The sequence below is a fragment of the Mesorhizobium metallidurans STM 2683 genome (assembly GCF_000350085.1).
Taxonomy (GTDB): Bacteria; Pseudomonadota; Alphaproteobacteria; order Rhizobiales; family Rhizobiaceae; genus Mesorhizobium; species Mesorhizobium metallidurans.
In genome coordinates this window covers 38723-53864 of record NZ_CAUM01000095.1, presented here as the reverse complement: position 1 = coordinate 53864, position 15142 = coordinate 38723, and the positions used below count along the sequence as shown (strand labels likewise).

Sequence of the window (15142 nt, the reverse complement as noted above, 5' to 3'; positions counted from 1 at the left end):
GATGCAGTCTGTAGTTCCTACAGGGTCAAGGAGATTTTGCGATGCGCGATCACGCTGGGGTGAAGGGTCTGCAGCGAGCCGAGCTTGCCCGGCGGACGGGCAGCAACCTGGAGACGGTTCGCTACTACGAGAAGGTCGGGCTACTGCCCGACCCGCCGCGCACGACGGCGGGCTACCGCAGCTATGACACGACGCACGAACGGCGCCTTCGCTTCGTGCTGCGGTCGCGCGAGCTCGGCTTCTCGCTCAATGAGATCCGTGAGCTGCTGCGTCTTGTCGACGAACGCGACCAGCCCTGTGCCGAGGCGAGCGCCGTCGCCGCTGCCCACCTCGACGACGTGCGGGCGAAGATCGGCGATTTGAAGCGAATGGAGCGTGTACTGAGGGACGTAGTCGCACAATGCGCCGCGGGCACACGGCAGGAATGTCCGCTGATCGAGGCGCTATTCGCCGGGCACGCGTAGGCCAGTCCGGAACACGTGAGCGAATTGCCTACGCTACACCTCGCCTTCCTATGACGAGAAGCGTGGTCTTGGCCGGCCTCGCCTTGGATTTGCAGGATCGGTAGGCGACCCACGGCCATGCCGCGATGACCGCCAGCAAGGCGATGGCCGAGACCAACCGGTAAGCGCCGGCCGGCCGGGAGGGCGAATGGAAGCACACGGCACTAGCTGCGGCGGCCGTCGAGACAGCCGCCGCGGTCGCGCCGACGGCCTTGCCGTCGTGGGCGCTCTTCCGGTTCACTGGGCGCAGCCCGAATTGCAGCCGCAGGACGCGGCCGAGGCGACGGCGTCTTTCGACTGAAAGGGCTCGAAGACGAGTGCGGCGGCCTCGCGCGCCGCCTCCGGCGCCGTCACGACGAGCCGGACTGCGTTGCCCTCGACGCGAAGATCGAAATCGAGAAACGCGCAGCATTGCTGCTCGCGGCACATCAGTTCATGCACGTCCTTGAGGGCGTACGGGGCATAGGTGAGTTCGAGCCGCAGATCATCGCGCCGCGCGCCGAGAAGGGCTCGGCGATTGAGATCGGCGATCCAGGCGAGACGCTCCTTGAAATCGCCGGCATCGAGCGTGCAGGCGATCGGCGCTGCTTCAGAAATTGTTCCGACCATGGCTTCACTCCAGGGGGTTGGGCCGCGACGCGTCGAGCACGCCCTCGGCAGTGGCTGGCGCAAAGGTAGGTCTTCAAGTAACTTGAAGTTCAAGAGGCTTCTGCGAGGAAATGGCCATGCCCGGATTGAAGATCGGAACCCTTGCCGAGCGCACCGGCACGAATACGCCGACGATCCGCTATTACGAGAAGATCGGTTTGCTGCCGCGCGCCGATCGCCAGGACGGCGGCCAGCGCCGCTATGGAGATGAGGACGTCAAGCGGCTGACCCTGATCCGGCGCTGCCGCGAATTCGGCTTCTCGATCGAGCAGGTGCGTTCACTGGCGGCGCTCGTCGAGGATCCGGACCGCTCCTGCCTGGAAGCGCGCGACCTGGCGCGGGAGCATCTCATGGTGGTGCGCGCGAAGCTGCGCGAGCTGCAGGCGCTGGAGCGAGGCATCGCAAGCTTCGTCGCGAGTTGCGAGACCGCCTGCGCCGGCGGCCCCGGTCCCGACTGCACCATTCTGGAGGATCTCGCCAAGCCGGCCGGCCGAGCGAATGGCGCCGTCGGGATCGGACAGAGAAGAGACCGGCGCCATGCGCGCGGTTCCGACATGGTCGGGCGGGCGTGATACCAAGGCCGGCGGACGAAGCCGGTAAGGAAGGAAGCAACGTGGAGCAGGTTCGGGCGAGTCTCGACGAGCGGCAGGTCGCGATCTATCCGGGCGCGATCGCCATTGGCGCGGCCGCCGGCTTCAGCATCCCGAAGGCGAGCGCGCTCGAGGCTGCGATCAATCCGGCGCTGGCGTTCATGCTGTTCGTCACCTTCCCCCAGGTTCCGTTGGCGGATATCGGATCGGCGCTGCGCAACACGCGCTTCCTCGGCGCGCTGCTTGCCGACGCGTTTCAGATTGATCAATTGGTTGGAAGTGTAGCATGAGCCCTGCAAGTACAGCCGAAATGCGGACGAAAACGGAGGCCTCCGAAGCTACTTGGACCGCGCGCCCACGCTGTCACGAAAAGTACCGTCACCGCTCCAACTAGGGCTTTTCGCAGCAAAATCAAATGTTACGGCAGGGCCGGAAGATGTGCCAAGAACCATGATTTCATTGGCCTTTTCGCGAAATCCAAAATCTTTCCGCACGGTCTCGCGGCCATCCAACGCGCGGTAGCGCTGGGCCTTCGCTAAGTGAATAATACCGTCACACGGTACCATCTGCCTCAATCGGCTGATCGTTGAAATCTCCAGCGAGATAGTCTCGTCGGCTGAATCCGAGGTGACAATTCCTCTGCCGCAGACCGCGTAGTCAGAGGTTTCATCATTGGTCTGGCGACCGAAGCGATCAGGTGTTCAGCCGCCGGTCACGCAATCTTCCCCCGCAAGCTGTCTGCCAGCGCAGAGAGCGTATCGGCGAGCTGTCTCGCGGTCTCGGGTGGCGGCAGCGGCATTTTGAGGCTTTGCACGCCGGTGGCCGGATCGCGCTCGATCCATGGATGCGCCGGAGCGTTGGGATCGCTGGCGGACGCCAGCGCGGCGACAAACTGAGCGCCGACCTGCACCAAAGCGTGCCAGGGATCGGCACCCGCATCGGGCGGCGGTGCCGCGACCCCGTCCGCTCGCGCGCCCGCCATGTCGCCAGCACCAGCATCTGCATCCGCCCTTGCATCTTCCACGGACCCGACCGCGTCCGAGGCAACGATGTTCCTCACTTCCTCGGCCGGAGTGACAGCCTCGCCCTCGCCCATGCTGCCGGTGACGTTCTCCACATCCTTCATGAAGCGGTTGAGACGCGAACCGCCGAGCGAAATCTCGCCACTGCCGCCGTCGAGAATCCCCGCCGACAGGGAGCGCTTGAACGCCAGCACCGAAAGCATCCCCTCCTCGATAGTGCCCTTTGCCACGAAATTGACGACCTGCACCGGCCGCGGTTGACCCATACGATGGATGCGCGCGATGCGCTGTTCGAGGATCGCCGGGTTCCACGGCAAATCCATGTTCACCAGGGTCGATGCATGCTGCAGATTGAGGCCCGTGCTGCCGGCGTCGGTGGACAGGAACACGCGGCAGGCGGGATCGTCGCGAAACCGCTCGACCAGCGCCGGCCGTTTGTCCGACGGCACGCCGCCGTGAAAACTGACGTAGCCCAGCCCGCGCGCCTCGAGGCGGCGGATGACGATATCATGGGTCCGCGTCCATTGCGAAAACACCACCGCTTTGGCCTCGGGCTCGGCGAACAACCCGTCGAACAGCGCCGCCAATTCATCGGCCTTGACGCCATGGTCGGTTTCGCGGTCCAGCAGATAGGTGCTGTTGCACGACATGCGCATGTTCTGCAGGGCACAGGTCAGCCGCCGCTGATCCTTGTCCGAAAGAAACCTGGTCTTGCGCCAGCGCTGGACGATTTTCGCCACCACGTCAGCGTTTTCCTGATGATAGAGCATTTGCATCTCGGTCATCGGCACCAGCAGGTTCTGGTCGGTCCGGCTGGGCAGCTGCCGCAGCACCTCGGATTTGCGCCGGCGGATCATGACCGGCGCCAGCGTTTGGCCGATCTTCTCCAGCCCGGTATAGCCGGTGACGCGCCCGGCATCGTCCTTGACCTGATGCTCGTGCAGCAGCCTCCAGGTCGGCCCCAGCCGGTGTTGATCGACAAACTGGACGATGGACACCAGTTCCTCCAGCTTGTTTTCCAACGGCGTGCCGGTAAGCACGATCGCATAGGAGCTGTCGATGCGTTTCAAGGCGCGCGCCGCGATCGTGTTCCAGTTCTTGACCCGTTGCGCTTCATCGACGATGACCAGTTCGGGTTCCCATGCGGCGATCAGGTCGAGATCCGGCTTGAGTTTCTCGTAGTTTGTAATCTTGCAGAAATCGTCCAGGGCGTAGTCCTTCTGCCGCTGCGCCCGACCGCCGTTGATCACGCGTGCCGCATTTTCACCTTCTCGCCCCGAGAACCGCATGATCTCGCTTTGCCACTGGTATTTGAGCGAGGTCGGGCAGACCACAAGCACTTTCGAGACGCCAAAATGTCGCGCCAGTATTTCCGCCGCGGCAATTGCCTGTATGGTCTTGCCCAGCCCCATATCGTCGCCGATCAGTGCCCGGCCAGACCGCACCGCGAACAGCGCCCCCTCGGCCTGATAGGGATAGAGCGGTACTTTCAGCAGTGCCAACAGCTTGGGATCGGCGGCACCGCGTGGAAACAACTGTTCGAGCTTTGCGGCGCGCCAGTCCGCATCTCGCCTTCCCGCGATGAAATCGAGTGCATCGTCATAGGCTCGCAACTCATGACCGCACTTCGACACCATGGCCATGAAACGCTCCAGCTCGCCAAAGCGATCGTCCGGCAGCATCCCGTCGTGTTCGGCATCGAACAAACCGTCGGCGGCTTCGCTTACCGCCGGCGGGCAGTCCGTTCCGGCGCGAAAATGTACGCGGCGTTTGCCTTCATTACGCAAATACAGCTCAGAAAATGCCGGCTGGTAGCCACGCGCAAACGCTGTCCGGGCGCCACGCTTTTTCTTCAATTGGGCAAGCGCGAATTCGAGGTGCTTGCAGGTCCCCAATTCGCTGGTGGCGTAATCGGGACATGAACAGAAATTGCCACCCGGCCCCAAACCTCGGACCACCACGCGGTAGCTGGATTTCGAAACAGGATTGCTGACCCGAAATTCGGAGAAGAACGGTTCGCTGGTCAGATTTTCAAGCCCGAAATCCTGCTCCTGGCCGAATTGGCGGCGCAAGCCGCGCTGCCAGTCCACCGGCGATAGATCGGCGGGCGCATGGGTGCGCGAGAGCTTGGGTTCCTTGTCCGGTTTGACCTTCGGCTTGGTCTTCGGCTTGGTCGGGGAATTCAGGCCTTGGCGCTTGGATTTCATCGAAGCATGATCCGTTAACTGCTCACGGGAAGCAACCCAGATGCGCCCGACTCAACCGAGCAGCCGATACCTCTTCGCCGTTTGTAGCATGCGTGCCAAAATCGGTGCCGGTTCGTCAACATGGTTAAAGACGAGAATCCGGACCTTCCTGTCATGCAGGCGGTAGAGGCGCCTCCCTGGCGAGTATGAAACCTAGTCATCCGCACTCGAAGGGCCGCTCGCCCTCAGGCGCATGTGCTCAACGATCAACATGCTGTCTTGACGGGGCGCGAGAACAAAGCGAAAACATTCGAAATGAGTTGGGGAGGCAGCGATTGCCTAAGCACATTGCGAATGACCCGGCGGATCTATTTCGTCACGTGAGCGCCGAGAAGGCTGCATTCTACCGCTGCATCATGGATGTCTTCGCGGCGGCCAAGCGGCAATATCGTCTGCAGTTGAGGCCTGACGAAGTGCTTGCCGAAGCCCGATGGCCGGACGGGCCGCCACGCATCGAGGAGGTCAATGCGGCGCTCGGCCAGCTTGCGGGATGGGGCAATCTCGAATCGCACCCCGACACCGCGCGGGTCTCCAACCTCAGCGACTTCTACCGCGCCCGCTTCCTCTACCGGCTGTCGCAGGGCGGCGAAGCGGTGGAATCGGCGTTGGCGGTGTTCGCGCAAACCTTGCAACGCCGCGCCGAGCTGCAAACAGTGGCGCTCGAAGACATAGCGAGCCGGTTGCAGGCGCTTCAGGCATTGGCCGGGACGGACGAGCCCGATGTCGCCAAGATCCACGAAACGCTGCGGGACCTCGTACGTGTCTTCGAAGGCCTGGCCGAGAACGCGCAGGCGTTCATGGCCGGTGTCGCGCGAAGCATCGAGTTGCAGCAGGCCGAAGCGGGCGCAGTCGCGAACTACAAGAAGCGGCTGATCGACTATCTGGAACGCTTCATGGGCGATCTGGTGCGCCGTTCCGACACCATCGCGCGCCTCATACTCGCCTTGGAACCAAGCATCGACGCCCTGCTGGGCAAGGTGGCCGAGCGCGAATCGCGCGATGCGGCTCCCGGCGGCGCGCAGGACCAGTCCGATGCGCGCGACCGCGTCCTGCGAGCCTGGCGCGAGCGATGGAAGGGTCTGCGCGGCTGGTTCCTCAGCACCGGCCACGAGCCGCCGCAAGCCGAACTGTTGCGGGCGCGGGCACGGTCGGCTATCCCGCAGCTCCTGGCCGCGATCGCAGCCCTCAACGAGCGGCGCAGCGGCCGCAGCGATCGCTCGGCCGATTTCCGCCTGCTCGCCGGCTGGTTCGCCGCTTGCGCGGACAATGGCGAGGCGCATCGGCTTGCGCGCGCCGCCTTCGCCCTCAATCCCGCACGGCATTTCTCGCTGAACGCCGATGCGGACGCCGATCTGCCGGCCAGCACCTCCTGGGCCGATGCCGCGCCGCTCCGGATTCATCCGCGTTTGCGCGAATATGGCGAAGCCGCCCCGCGCGGGCCGCCGCCCCGCGTGCGGGACCGCGCCGGGGACCGCGCGTTTCTGGCGCTGCAGCTCGCGGAGGAATCGCTGCAAGTCGAGGCGGCGCGCAAGCGCCTCGCCACCAGCCACCCCGCGCGGCTTTCGGATCTAGGCGAACTCGACACGCATGCCTTTGGCCTGTTCCTTGGGCTGCTTGGAGAAGCGCTGAGCGAACAGGCCGGGCCGGAGGCCTCGGTGGAACGGCAGACGGGCGACGGCCTGCTGCACATTCACCTGAGGCCGCTTGCCCGCGACAGCCACGCCAGGATCGACACGCCGCACGGCGTCTTTGCCGGGCGAGACCATCTGATCACCATCACGCCTCTGCAGGACGGCCGATGAAAGCGGCAAACAGGATAAACGATGGCCGCAACATCGGCCTTCAGCAGCAGCATTTCCAGCGCGAGGAGTTTCGCGCCTGCGTGCGCGCCCTGCTGATGACGCCCTTGATGAGCCCGGCGGATGACGATTTCGCCGCCGTGCGCCGCCAGGCCGAAGCATTGCGCGAATGGTTTTCGCGCGAGACAGGCTGGATATTGCAGGTCGAGCGCGAGGGCGCGCGCCTCTACAAGCGTCCTGGAACCGTGACCGACACCATGCGCGGCCTTCCCGGCTACGACCGTCGCCGCTACGTACTGCTTTGCCTCGCTTGCGCGGTGCTCGAACGCGCCGACCCGCAGATCACCTTGCGGCTGCTGGGCGAGAGGCTTCTGGAACTCGCCGCCGAGCCGGTGCTCGACTTCACCTTTACGCTCGAGGCGCAGCATGAGCGGCGCGAACTCGTGTCGGTGTGCCGCTCATTGCTGGGTCTCGGAGACAGTCTCGACTGCGGCCCCCTTATTGCCTGTAAGATAAGAAACACCGACACTTCGCAGGTGGAGCCGACAGGAGCATCCGCCCGATGCACACTTGCCATTCTGGATGAACTGCGCCGCATGATTGTAAGCTTCGTCAAGATTGCGTCAGAGCCGACTTTGCACCCGGGTCACAGCAATCAGGACGTGATCTCTACCAGCGAGCCGTCCGGCGTTCGCGCGACCGCTTCATAGTAGCCATCTCCCGTCATGAGCGGCCGTCGGATGTTTTCGTCAGAATTGAGCTATTCGAAAGAATAGGTGAAACCTCCTTCGGAGGCTCCGACAGTCACCTTCGTCATCTTTTCGCCATCGAGCGACCGGTTCAGCACCCCGCGGCTCAATTCCGGCAGAAGCGTGTTTGTCAAAATGGCGTCAATCATTCGCCCGCCGGATTCGATCTCGATGCAGCGGGCCTTGACGAGATCCATGACACCGTCACCGATCACCAGTTCAGCATCGTTGGTTGCCCGCAGCCGGCGTGCGATCTTGGCCAACTGATGGCGGGTGATCGCTTCGATCATGGAACCCGAGAGCGGGTAGTAGGGGATGGTTACCACCCGGCCAAGGAAGGCCGCCGGGAAAACCTTCAACAATGGCGCGCGCAATGCTGTGTCTAGATCGTCGAGCCCCGCCCGTACCGTGCCGTCTCTGGTCCGGTCCATGATGACTTCGGAGCCGACGTTCGAGGTGAGCAGGATCAGCGTGTTCTTGAAATCGATCCGCCTGCCTTCACTGTCGTCCATCATCCCCTTGTCAAAAACCTGGAAGAAGATTTCGTGAACGTCGGGATGCGCCTTCTCGACCTCGTCGAGCAAGATCACGGAATAGGGCTTGCGCCGCACCGCCTCGGTCAGGATCCCGCCCTTGCCGTAGCCGACATAGCCGGGTGGCGCACCCTTCAAGGTAGAGACGGTATGTGCCTCCTGGAACTCGGACATATTGATCGAGATGAGGTTCTGTTCGCCGCCATAGAGCGTCTCGGCCAGGGCCAGCGCGGTTTCGGTCTTACCCACGCCCGAGGGACCGCAGAGCAGAAAAACCCCCACTGGTTTTTCCGGCGCACCGAGCCCTGCCCGGCTGGTCTGGACGCGCCTGGCGATCATCTCCATCGCGTGATCCTGACCGACGACGCGTTCGGACAAGGTGGCGGCGAGCCGTAGCGCCTTTTCGGTCTGGCTCGACAGCATCCTGCCCGTGGGGATGCCAGTCCAGTCCTGCACCACGGCAGCGACCGCATTGCGGTCGACCGACGGCAGGATCAGCGGCGTCTCGCCTTGCGCCTCGGCCAGTTCCGCCATCAGTTCGCGCAGCTTCGCCAGATCGGCGGCCGGATCGGATTGAGCGGTATCCGCTGCCGGCGTTACCTCCACTTCGCTCTCCGGGGTTCCGGTGGTCTCAGGCGCACCCGGGCCTGCTGTCTCGGTGCCCGCCTCCCCCGTTCCCACTTCATCGAGCGGCACTCCCTCGCCGCGCAGCCTGGCGCGCAGTTCGAGTATCTCGGCAACCAGCGCCTTTTCCCGCTCCCAACGTGCTAGCGCGGCGGCAAGAGTACCTTCGGTTTCGGCAAGTCCCGTTTCGACCCGAGCCTGCCGATCGGTCACCTCGATGCCGATCGCGGCCTCGCGGCCGATGATGCCACGCTCGACCTCCAGCGCCTGGCGGCGGCGCAGGATATCCTCGACCTCGGCCGGGGTGGCATGCTGCGAGATGGCGACACGGGCGCAGGCGGTGTCGAGAAGGCTTACTGCCTTGTCCGGCAATTGCCGCGCCGGGATGTAGCGGTGCGATAGGCCGACCGCCGACTCGATCGCCTCATCGAGTATCTGCACCTTGTGGTGTTGCTCCAAGACGCCGGCCACGCCGCGCAGCATCAGAACGGCCACCGCCTCAGACGGCTCGTCGATCTTTACCACCTGGAAGCGGCGTGTCAGCGCAGGGTCTTTCTCGATGTGCTGTTTGTATTCAGCCCAGGTCGTTGCCGCGATCGTGCGAAGTTCGCCGCGCGCCAGGGCCGGTTTCAGCAGGTTGGCCGCGTCGCCGGTTCCGGCAGCGCCACCGGCGCCGATCAAGGTATGGGCTTCGTCGATGAACAGGATGACCGGCGTCTCGGAAGATTGAACCTCGTCGATGACCGCCTTCAGCCGCTTTTCGAACTCGCCCTTTACGCTCGCACCCGCCTGCATCAATCCAACGTCGAGCATGCGCACGCTCACCCCCCGCAGGGTGGGCGGCACGTCGCCCTCGGCGATGCGCAAGGCAAAGCCTTCGACGACTGCCGTCTTGCCGACGCCGGCCTCGCCGGTCAGGATCGGGTTATTTTGCCGGCGTCGCATCAGGATATCGACAATCTGCCTGATCTCCGGATCACGGCCGACGACCGGGTCGATCTTGCCGTCGCGGGCACGCTGGGTGAGGTCGGTGGCATATTTAGCCAGCGCCGAATCCCCACCCGGGCCCCGTTTCATCGGTGTTCCAGTGGCAGGAGCGGCCGGGGCGGCGCCGGCTTCGAGTGAACCTTCGACCACGTCAGCGAACCGAGCGATGACCCCGTCGGCGTCGATCTTGTCGAATTCGCCGCTGATCTTCGACAGCAGGCCCTCCAGCACCGGCGTCTTCAGACAAGCGAGGAGGATATAGGCGCTGCGGACCTCCTCGACGTTGAACTCCAGCCCCGCGAGGTTCCAGCCTTCCTGGATGGCATGAAAGATATGATCGGAGAATTCCTCGATCGAAGTCGCGCCATAGGGCAGCTTATCGACGGCGCGGGTCATGTCGGCGGTAAGCCGGCTTGCATCCACTCCCCCATCGGCAAGTATCATTCGCACATCCGAGCGGTCGGAAAGCGCCAGTTGTTCGATGAAGTGGACGAGTTCGACGTAAGGATTACCGCGCAGCTTGGCGGTATCGGCCGCAGCCTTGAAGGCCCGCACACAGACAGGATTGAGCTTGCCGACCAGTTCCTTGCGTTTGAAACTCTGCGATGACCGGCGCTGTTCCATCGAACCTGCTCCTGAAATCTGCCAGCCAACAACCTGCCACATTAGTGGCGACTTGACAAAGCGCATCTGGATAGGCCGCTCGGCCGCCGGCTAGGCCGGGTTCCGTTTCGCGGATAGTCCCGCATTCGGGTCGCAAACAACCACGGAATTGCCGGCGTCTATGCGATGAATTTCACATACAGGTTTCGGCGATCACGTCACTGATCTCAGCGCTCAGGACCGGTTGCGGGCTTCTGTTAACTTTTAAGCAGCAACTAAATTGTGGTAAAGTGACGCAGTGTGATAACGTTGGGTCACGCGCGGTCCCAGGGCCGCTCGCTGGGGGTTGGTGTGATTGATCTCGCACTCTGGCTTGCTCCTCTCGATGGTGAAAATCCGTCAGGGGAGGATTTGCGCAACGATCCAGCTTTCCACGAACTGGAGCGGCTCACCGAGCCCCAGGTCAAGGTCGTCCATGACGGCAACAACAAGCCCGCCTCGCAAAGCACCATTCCGGTCGACTGGCCCGCCGTTCTCGGCAAGGTAGAGGAACTGCGCGCGCATGGCCGGGACCTGCGCTTGCTTGTCCTTATCGCGCGCGCGCTGGCCAATGAAGAGGGCCTAGCCGGATTCGCGCAGGGCCTGACCCTGATTGCGAAGAGCTTCGACCAATATTGGGAAACCATCCATCCGGCGTTGCGCCCGAACGCTGCGCCACGCGATGCGGCCTTGCGCCGTCTCAATGCCCTCGCAGACCTCCAGAATGGCCAGGACGGACTGCTGGCTGACCTGCGGCTAAGGACGTTCCTCGCGCCGCGCGCGATCGGACCGATCACCGGACGCGATCTCGAAAAAGGCGCGCTCGACGAGCGTGTCATGCTCCAGGAAGCCGCTTCGGGGTTGAATGCGGCTGAAAAGGCGGCGCTGGCGAGCGCCCACAGTCAGCTTCTGAACCGGGTACGCGCCGGATGCGCGGCACAGGCGGATCAGGCCAATGCGGAGATGGTATCGCTCCTCGCCGACGCCCGGGCGGCGATCGCCGCTCTCGATGCGGTCGAGACGGCGCTCAACGCCCACCTTGAGGGCAGCGGCGGCGCCATCGCCCCGGAATTAAAGCGGTTTCTGCAGCGTTTGGTGACGACCCTCGAGCGGAATTCGGCCGCCGATGCTGCAACGAACGGCGCGGCGAAGCCTCCTCCCTCGCCCGCAGATCCGGCAACGTCTGCTCGAAACGGTCATGGTGCCGATGCTATGGCAGGTATGGCAAGTTACGCGGAATCGAGCACGGGGCTCCCCGACCGGATTTCCTCGCGCGACGACGTTGTGAAATGCCTCGACCTTGTTGTCGCCTTCTATGACCGCACCGAACCGTCGAGCCCGATCCCGCATCTGGCACGGCGCGTGCGCCGGATGGTGCATATGGATTTTGTTGAACTGATGGAAGATCTCGCCCCTTCGGGACTGAAGGAATTCCGGCTCCTGGCCGGCGTTCCCGATGCCAAGAAGGCCGCTCAGAAGGATGAAAGGTAGCACCACATGCCAGCCGAAAGCAAAGCGAAGGTCATCGAACGAAATCGCGCGCCACGGGTGCAGATCGCCTACGATGTGGAAACCTACGGCAGCCCGACAACCATCGAACTGCCATTTGTCATGGGCGTGATGGCCGACCTTTCCGGCGCTTCACAGACCAAGGAAGCGATGAAGTCGGTGCTCGACCGCTCCTTCGTCGAAACCGATGCGAACCGCTTTCCCAAGTTCATGGAAGCGCTTGGGCCCCGGGTGAAGGCGCGGGTGAAGAACACGCTGCCGCAGGCAGAGGGTGCCGAGCGCGACGAGGAACTGGCCCTTGACCTCACCTTCACCAAGATGGGCGATTTCGCCCCGGACAAGATTGCCGAGCAGGTTCCGCAATTGGCCGAAATCCTCAAGATGCGTCGTCAGCTCGAGGAATTGCTCGGCTTCATGGATGGCCGTGTCGACGCCGAAAAGCGCATCGCGCAACTTCTGAACAACGAGCCGCTTCTCGGCAAGATCGCCAACCAGGCACTATCCGACGACGACAAGGTTGAGGAGTAAGTCATGGCCGAACAGCAAAAAACCGCAGCCGCCACCGCTGAGGCGGAAGCCATCGACCTTGGAGAATTCAGCGGGCTCCTCGAGAAGGATTTCAAGGTCAAGAAGGACGACAGCGAGAAGCTGCAGCAGCTCGTCCGCAATCTCGCGCTGGCTGCGCAGTCCCGTTCCGACACCACGACCATCTCGTCCAACGCGATCAAGTCGATCAAGTCGCTGATCGCCGGGATCGACAAGATGCTGTCGGCACAGGTCAACGAGATCCTGCACGCACCCGAAGTGCGCGAAATGGAAGGAACATGGCGCGGTCTTTGGTATCTGGTCAACAACACCGAGACGGATCAGAAGCTGAAGATCCGGGTGATGAACATTTCCAAGGAGCAGCTCGCCGACACGCTTGAAGACTATGAAGGCCAGATGTGGGATCAAAGCCCGATCTTCAAAAAAGTCTATACGGACGAGTATTCGATGCTTGGTGGCGAGCCGATCGGCTGCCTGGTCGGCGCCTACGAATTCTCGAACCATCCGCGCGACGTCGGCCTGTTGCGCAACATGTCCGGCATCTGCGCCTCCGCGCATACGCCGTTAATCGCGGCCGCCTCGCCACGCCTGTTCCGCATGGACAGCTGGCAGGAACTGCCGAACCCGCAGGACCTGCAGATGATCGTCTCCAATCCGGCCTATGCCTCGTGGCAATCGCTGCGCGAGAGCGAGGACGCGCGCTATATCGGCCTGACCATGCCACGGGTGCTGGCGCGACTGCCGTATGGCTCCGAAACGGTTCCAGTGAAGGGCTTCACCTTCGAGGAAGAGGTGCAGGCCGATCACAACAAATATGTCTGGATGAACGCCGCCTTCCCGATGGGCGTCAACATCAACCGCAGTCACAAGCTCTATGGCTGGGGCACGCAGATCCGTGGCGTCGAGAATGGCGGCACGGTGATAAACCTGCCGGTGCACAGCTTCCCCACCGATGACGGATCGATCGCAATGAAGTGCCCGACGGAAGTCGCCATCGACGACCGGCGCGAGGCGGAACTGGCCAAGCTCGGCCTGATGCCGATCCTGCACCGCAAAAACACCGATCTCGCAGCCTTCATCGGTGCGCATTCGCTGCAGGATGACGAGACACGCGCCGGGCGGCTGGTCGACCCCGACGCCCAGTCGAATGAACGGCTGAGCGCCAATCTGCCCTATCTTTTCCCGGTCTCGCGGTTCGCGCATTACCTCAAGGCGATCGCGCGCGACAAGATAGGGTCGTTCAAGGAGCGCTCGGACATGCAGATCTGGCTGACCGAGTGGATCAACCGCTACGTGCTGGCCAACCCGGCCTTCGCCGACGACAAAGCGCGCGCTAAGCGCCCGCTTGCCGCCGCGGAGGTCCAGGTGGACAGCGTGGAGGGGCGGCCGGGCTATTACAATGCCCGCTTCTATCTGCGGCCGCATTATCAGCTGGAGGGCATCAACGCCTCGCTCCGGCTGGTGTCGGAACTACCGTCCGTGAAGTCTTGATTTGCAGCAACGTCATCCTGTTTTGATTGAAAGCGGTGGAGAAAGACAATGCCCACAACAGTGAAGATCGATGGCTTTCTAAAGGTTCCGGATATCAAAGGCCCAAGCGTTCGAGACGGCCACGAAGATGAAATCGAAGTCCACGGGGTCGATTACAAGATAGTCGCGCCATACGATCCGAATTCGCTCTCGCGTCGCGGTCGTGTGTCCCTCGGCATGATCAAGTTCACCAAGCATTATGACAAGTCGTCGCCTTATTTGAAAAAGGCGCTGTTCGACAACAAGGCGCTGGACGAAGTTGTGTTCTCAGCCCGCCGGACCATCGATGGCGAGACCAGCGACTACCTGGTCGTCACCCTGACCGACGCCTCGATCATGGAATACGACATGTCGCAGGCCGAGGACGAGGAAGACCTGATCCAAGAGGAGGTCAGCTTCGCCTACAAGAAGATCAAGTTCGTCTATGACAAGGATGACGAAATCGAAATGGATGTCTATGTCGGCAAGTGAGGCCCGGCGGCCCGGCGCGGACAAGCTACAGGTTACCGGCAGTTCGCGAGCAAAACGCGAAGCGGTCCAGCCCTCTCTTTGGGACCGCCTCGTCAATGACCTGCCGGGCGTGACCTCGGAAATAGACGGACTGCGCCAGGTCTTGCACGACGAGCTTGGCGCGGACCGGCTGGACATCCTCATTACTGGCAACGCGCGGCTCATCGACGCCGACGCCGAACTCACATCCGATCAGAAGCAGCGTCTGCACCGTCTGGTCTTTCAAACCCAACATCGCGCGGAGATCGAAAGCCGCGGCGTGGTCGTATCCGCCCGTGTGCTCAGGGAGGCCGTGCGACGCGACATAGAGGCTTTGTTCAACACCGAGCGCTTCGAGGCTGTTCCACTTCTTTCCGATCTCGAAAACGAACAGGCCGCGGACAATCCGCCATCGCTGGCCGATTTTCCGGAGGTGCGTCGAAGTGTGGTCAACTACGGCGTGCCTTCGTTTTCGGGCCGTTCGTCCCGCGACTTTGATCGCGAGGTCCTGGCGCGCGAGATCCGTTCCATCCTCGCCACATTCGAGCCACGTCTCAAGGAAAGCGCAACAAAGGTAACGGTGTCCCTTGGCGATAAAAGCGTGGGTCTGAAGATCGAGATAGACGCTGTGCTGATCATGACGCCGACGCCGGAACGCATGCGCCTGCGCACCACGATCAATCTCGACAACGGCTTGGCGCGGACCGAATTTAGGGAAGCCTGAA

General features: G+C 62.7%; 14 protein-coding genes. 10 read left to right on the top strand and 4 right to left on the bottom strand.

The genetic code is table 11. The annotated features are described in order from the left end of the window. The first annotated feature begins 41 nt into the window (after positions 1 to 41). Positions 42 to 464 carry a MerR family transcriptional regulator gene (locus tag MESS2_RS14870; RefSeq protein ID WP_008875183.1) on the top strand — a complete coding sequence of 141 codons (423 nt, stop codon included), beginning with the start codon at positions 42 to 44 and terminating at the stop codon, positions 462 to 464. Between the two features lie 28 nt (positions 465 to 492). Here MESS2_RS14870 and MESS2_RS14865 read toward each other — a convergent pair whose 3' ends face one another. Together MESS2_RS14865 and MESS2_RS14860 are read right to left on the bottom strand one after the other, a co-directional pair. Next, the gene (locus MESS2_RS14865) at positions 493 to 744 is read right to left on the bottom strand and encodes a hypothetical protein (protein ID WP_008875182.1); all 252 of its coding nucleotides are present in this window, start codon (positions 742 to 744) and stop codon (positions 493 to 495) included. Continuing rightward, entirely contained in the window at positions 741 to 1112 is a 372-nt protein-coding gene (locus MESS2_RS14860; RefSeq protein WP_008875181.1) for a hypothetical protein, read from the bottom strand. Before MESS2_RS14860 ends, MESS2_RS14865 begins: the two co-directional genes overlap by 4 nt. A 116-nt stretch (positions 1113 to 1228) precedes the next feature. Between MESS2_RS14860 and MESS2_RS14855 the strand changes: the two genes are divergently transcribed. Then, complete coding sequence (locus MESS2_RS14855; RefSeq protein WP_008875180.1) at positions 1229 to 1723, top strand: MerR family transcriptional regulator; 495 nt, start codon at positions 1229 to 1231, stop codon at positions 1721 to 1723. Positions 1724 to 1764: 41 nt separating this feature from the next. Beyond that, on the top strand, positions 1765 to 2031 hold the full coding sequence (locus tag MESS2_RS14850) for a hypothetical protein (RefSeq protein ID WP_040593159.1): 267 nt from the start codon (positions 1765 to 1767) through the stop codon (positions 2029 to 2031). 422 nt (positions 2032 to 2453) lie between these two features. On the opposite strand, the gene MESS2_RS14845 is transcribed toward MESS2_RS14850, so the two are convergent. Beyond that, positions 2454 to 4970 carry a DEAD/DEAH box helicase gene (locus tag MESS2_RS14845; RefSeq protein ID WP_008875177.1) on the bottom strand — a complete coding sequence of 839 codons (2517 nt, stop codon included), beginning with the start codon at positions 4968 to 4970 and terminating at the stop codon, positions 2454 to 2456. A 359-nt stretch (positions 4971 to 5329) separates the two neighbouring features. Between MESS2_RS14845 and MESS2_RS14840 the strand changes: the two genes are divergently transcribed. After that, a complete protein-coding gene (locus MESS2_RS14840; protein ID WP_244440000.1) occupies positions 5330 to 6811 on the top strand; it encodes a TIGR02677 family protein in 1482 nt (493 codons plus the stop codon). Continuing rightward, a complete protein-coding gene (locus tag MESS2_RS14835; RefSeq protein WP_008875175.1) occupies positions 6808 to 7518 on the top strand; it encodes a TIGR02678 family protein in 711 nt (236 codons plus the stop codon). Before MESS2_RS14840 ends, MESS2_RS14835 begins: the two co-directional genes overlap by 4 nt. A gap of 50 nt (positions 7519 to 7568) precedes the next feature. On the opposite strand, the gene tssH is transcribed toward MESS2_RS14835, so the two are convergent. After that, positions 7569 to 10325, bottom strand: coding sequence for a type VI secretion system ATPase TssH (tssH, locus tag MESS2_RS14830; RefSeq protein WP_008875174.1), 2757 nt, complete (start codon positions 10323 to 10325; stop codon positions 7569 to 7571). Between the two features lie 330 nt (positions 10326 to 10655). Between tssH and tssA the strand changes: the two genes are divergently transcribed. The 5 genes from tssA to tssE are packed head-to-tail and all read left to right on the top strand — an operon-like array spanning position 10656 to position 15141. Continuing rightward, positions 10656 to 11834: a type VI secretion system protein TssA gene (tssA, locus tag MESS2_RS14825; protein WP_040593135.1), complete on the top strand. Its 1179-nt coding sequence runs from the start codon at positions 10656 to 10658 to the stop codon at positions 11832 to 11834. A 6-nt stretch (positions 11835 to 11840) separates the two neighbouring features. Next, positions 11841 to 12380 carry a type VI secretion system contractile sheath small subunit gene (gene tssB / locus MESS2_RS14820; RefSeq protein WP_008875172.1) on the top strand — a complete coding sequence of 180 codons (540 nt, stop codon included), beginning with the start codon at positions 11841 to 11843 and terminating at the stop codon, positions 12378 to 12380. A 3-nt stretch (positions 12381 to 12383) separates the two neighbouring features. After that, positions 12384 to 13889, top strand: coding sequence for a type VI secretion system contractile sheath large subunit (gene tssC / locus MESS2_RS14815; RefSeq protein WP_008875171.1), 1506 nt, complete (start codon positions 12384 to 12386; stop codon positions 13887 to 13889). A 48-nt stretch (positions 13890 to 13937) separates the two neighbouring features. Beyond that, a complete protein-coding gene (locus tag MESS2_RS14810; protein ID WP_008875170.1) occupies positions 13938 to 14399 on the top strand; it encodes an Hcp family type VI secretion system effector in 462 nt (153 codons plus the stop codon). Continuing rightward, positions 14386 to 15141, top strand: coding sequence for a type VI secretion system baseplate subunit TssE (gene tssE / locus MESS2_RS14805; RefSeq protein WP_008875169.1), 756 nt, complete (start codon positions 14386 to 14388; stop codon positions 15139 to 15141). Before MESS2_RS14810 ends, tssE begins: the two co-directional genes overlap by 14 nt. Position 15142 lies beyond the last annotated feature (1 nt).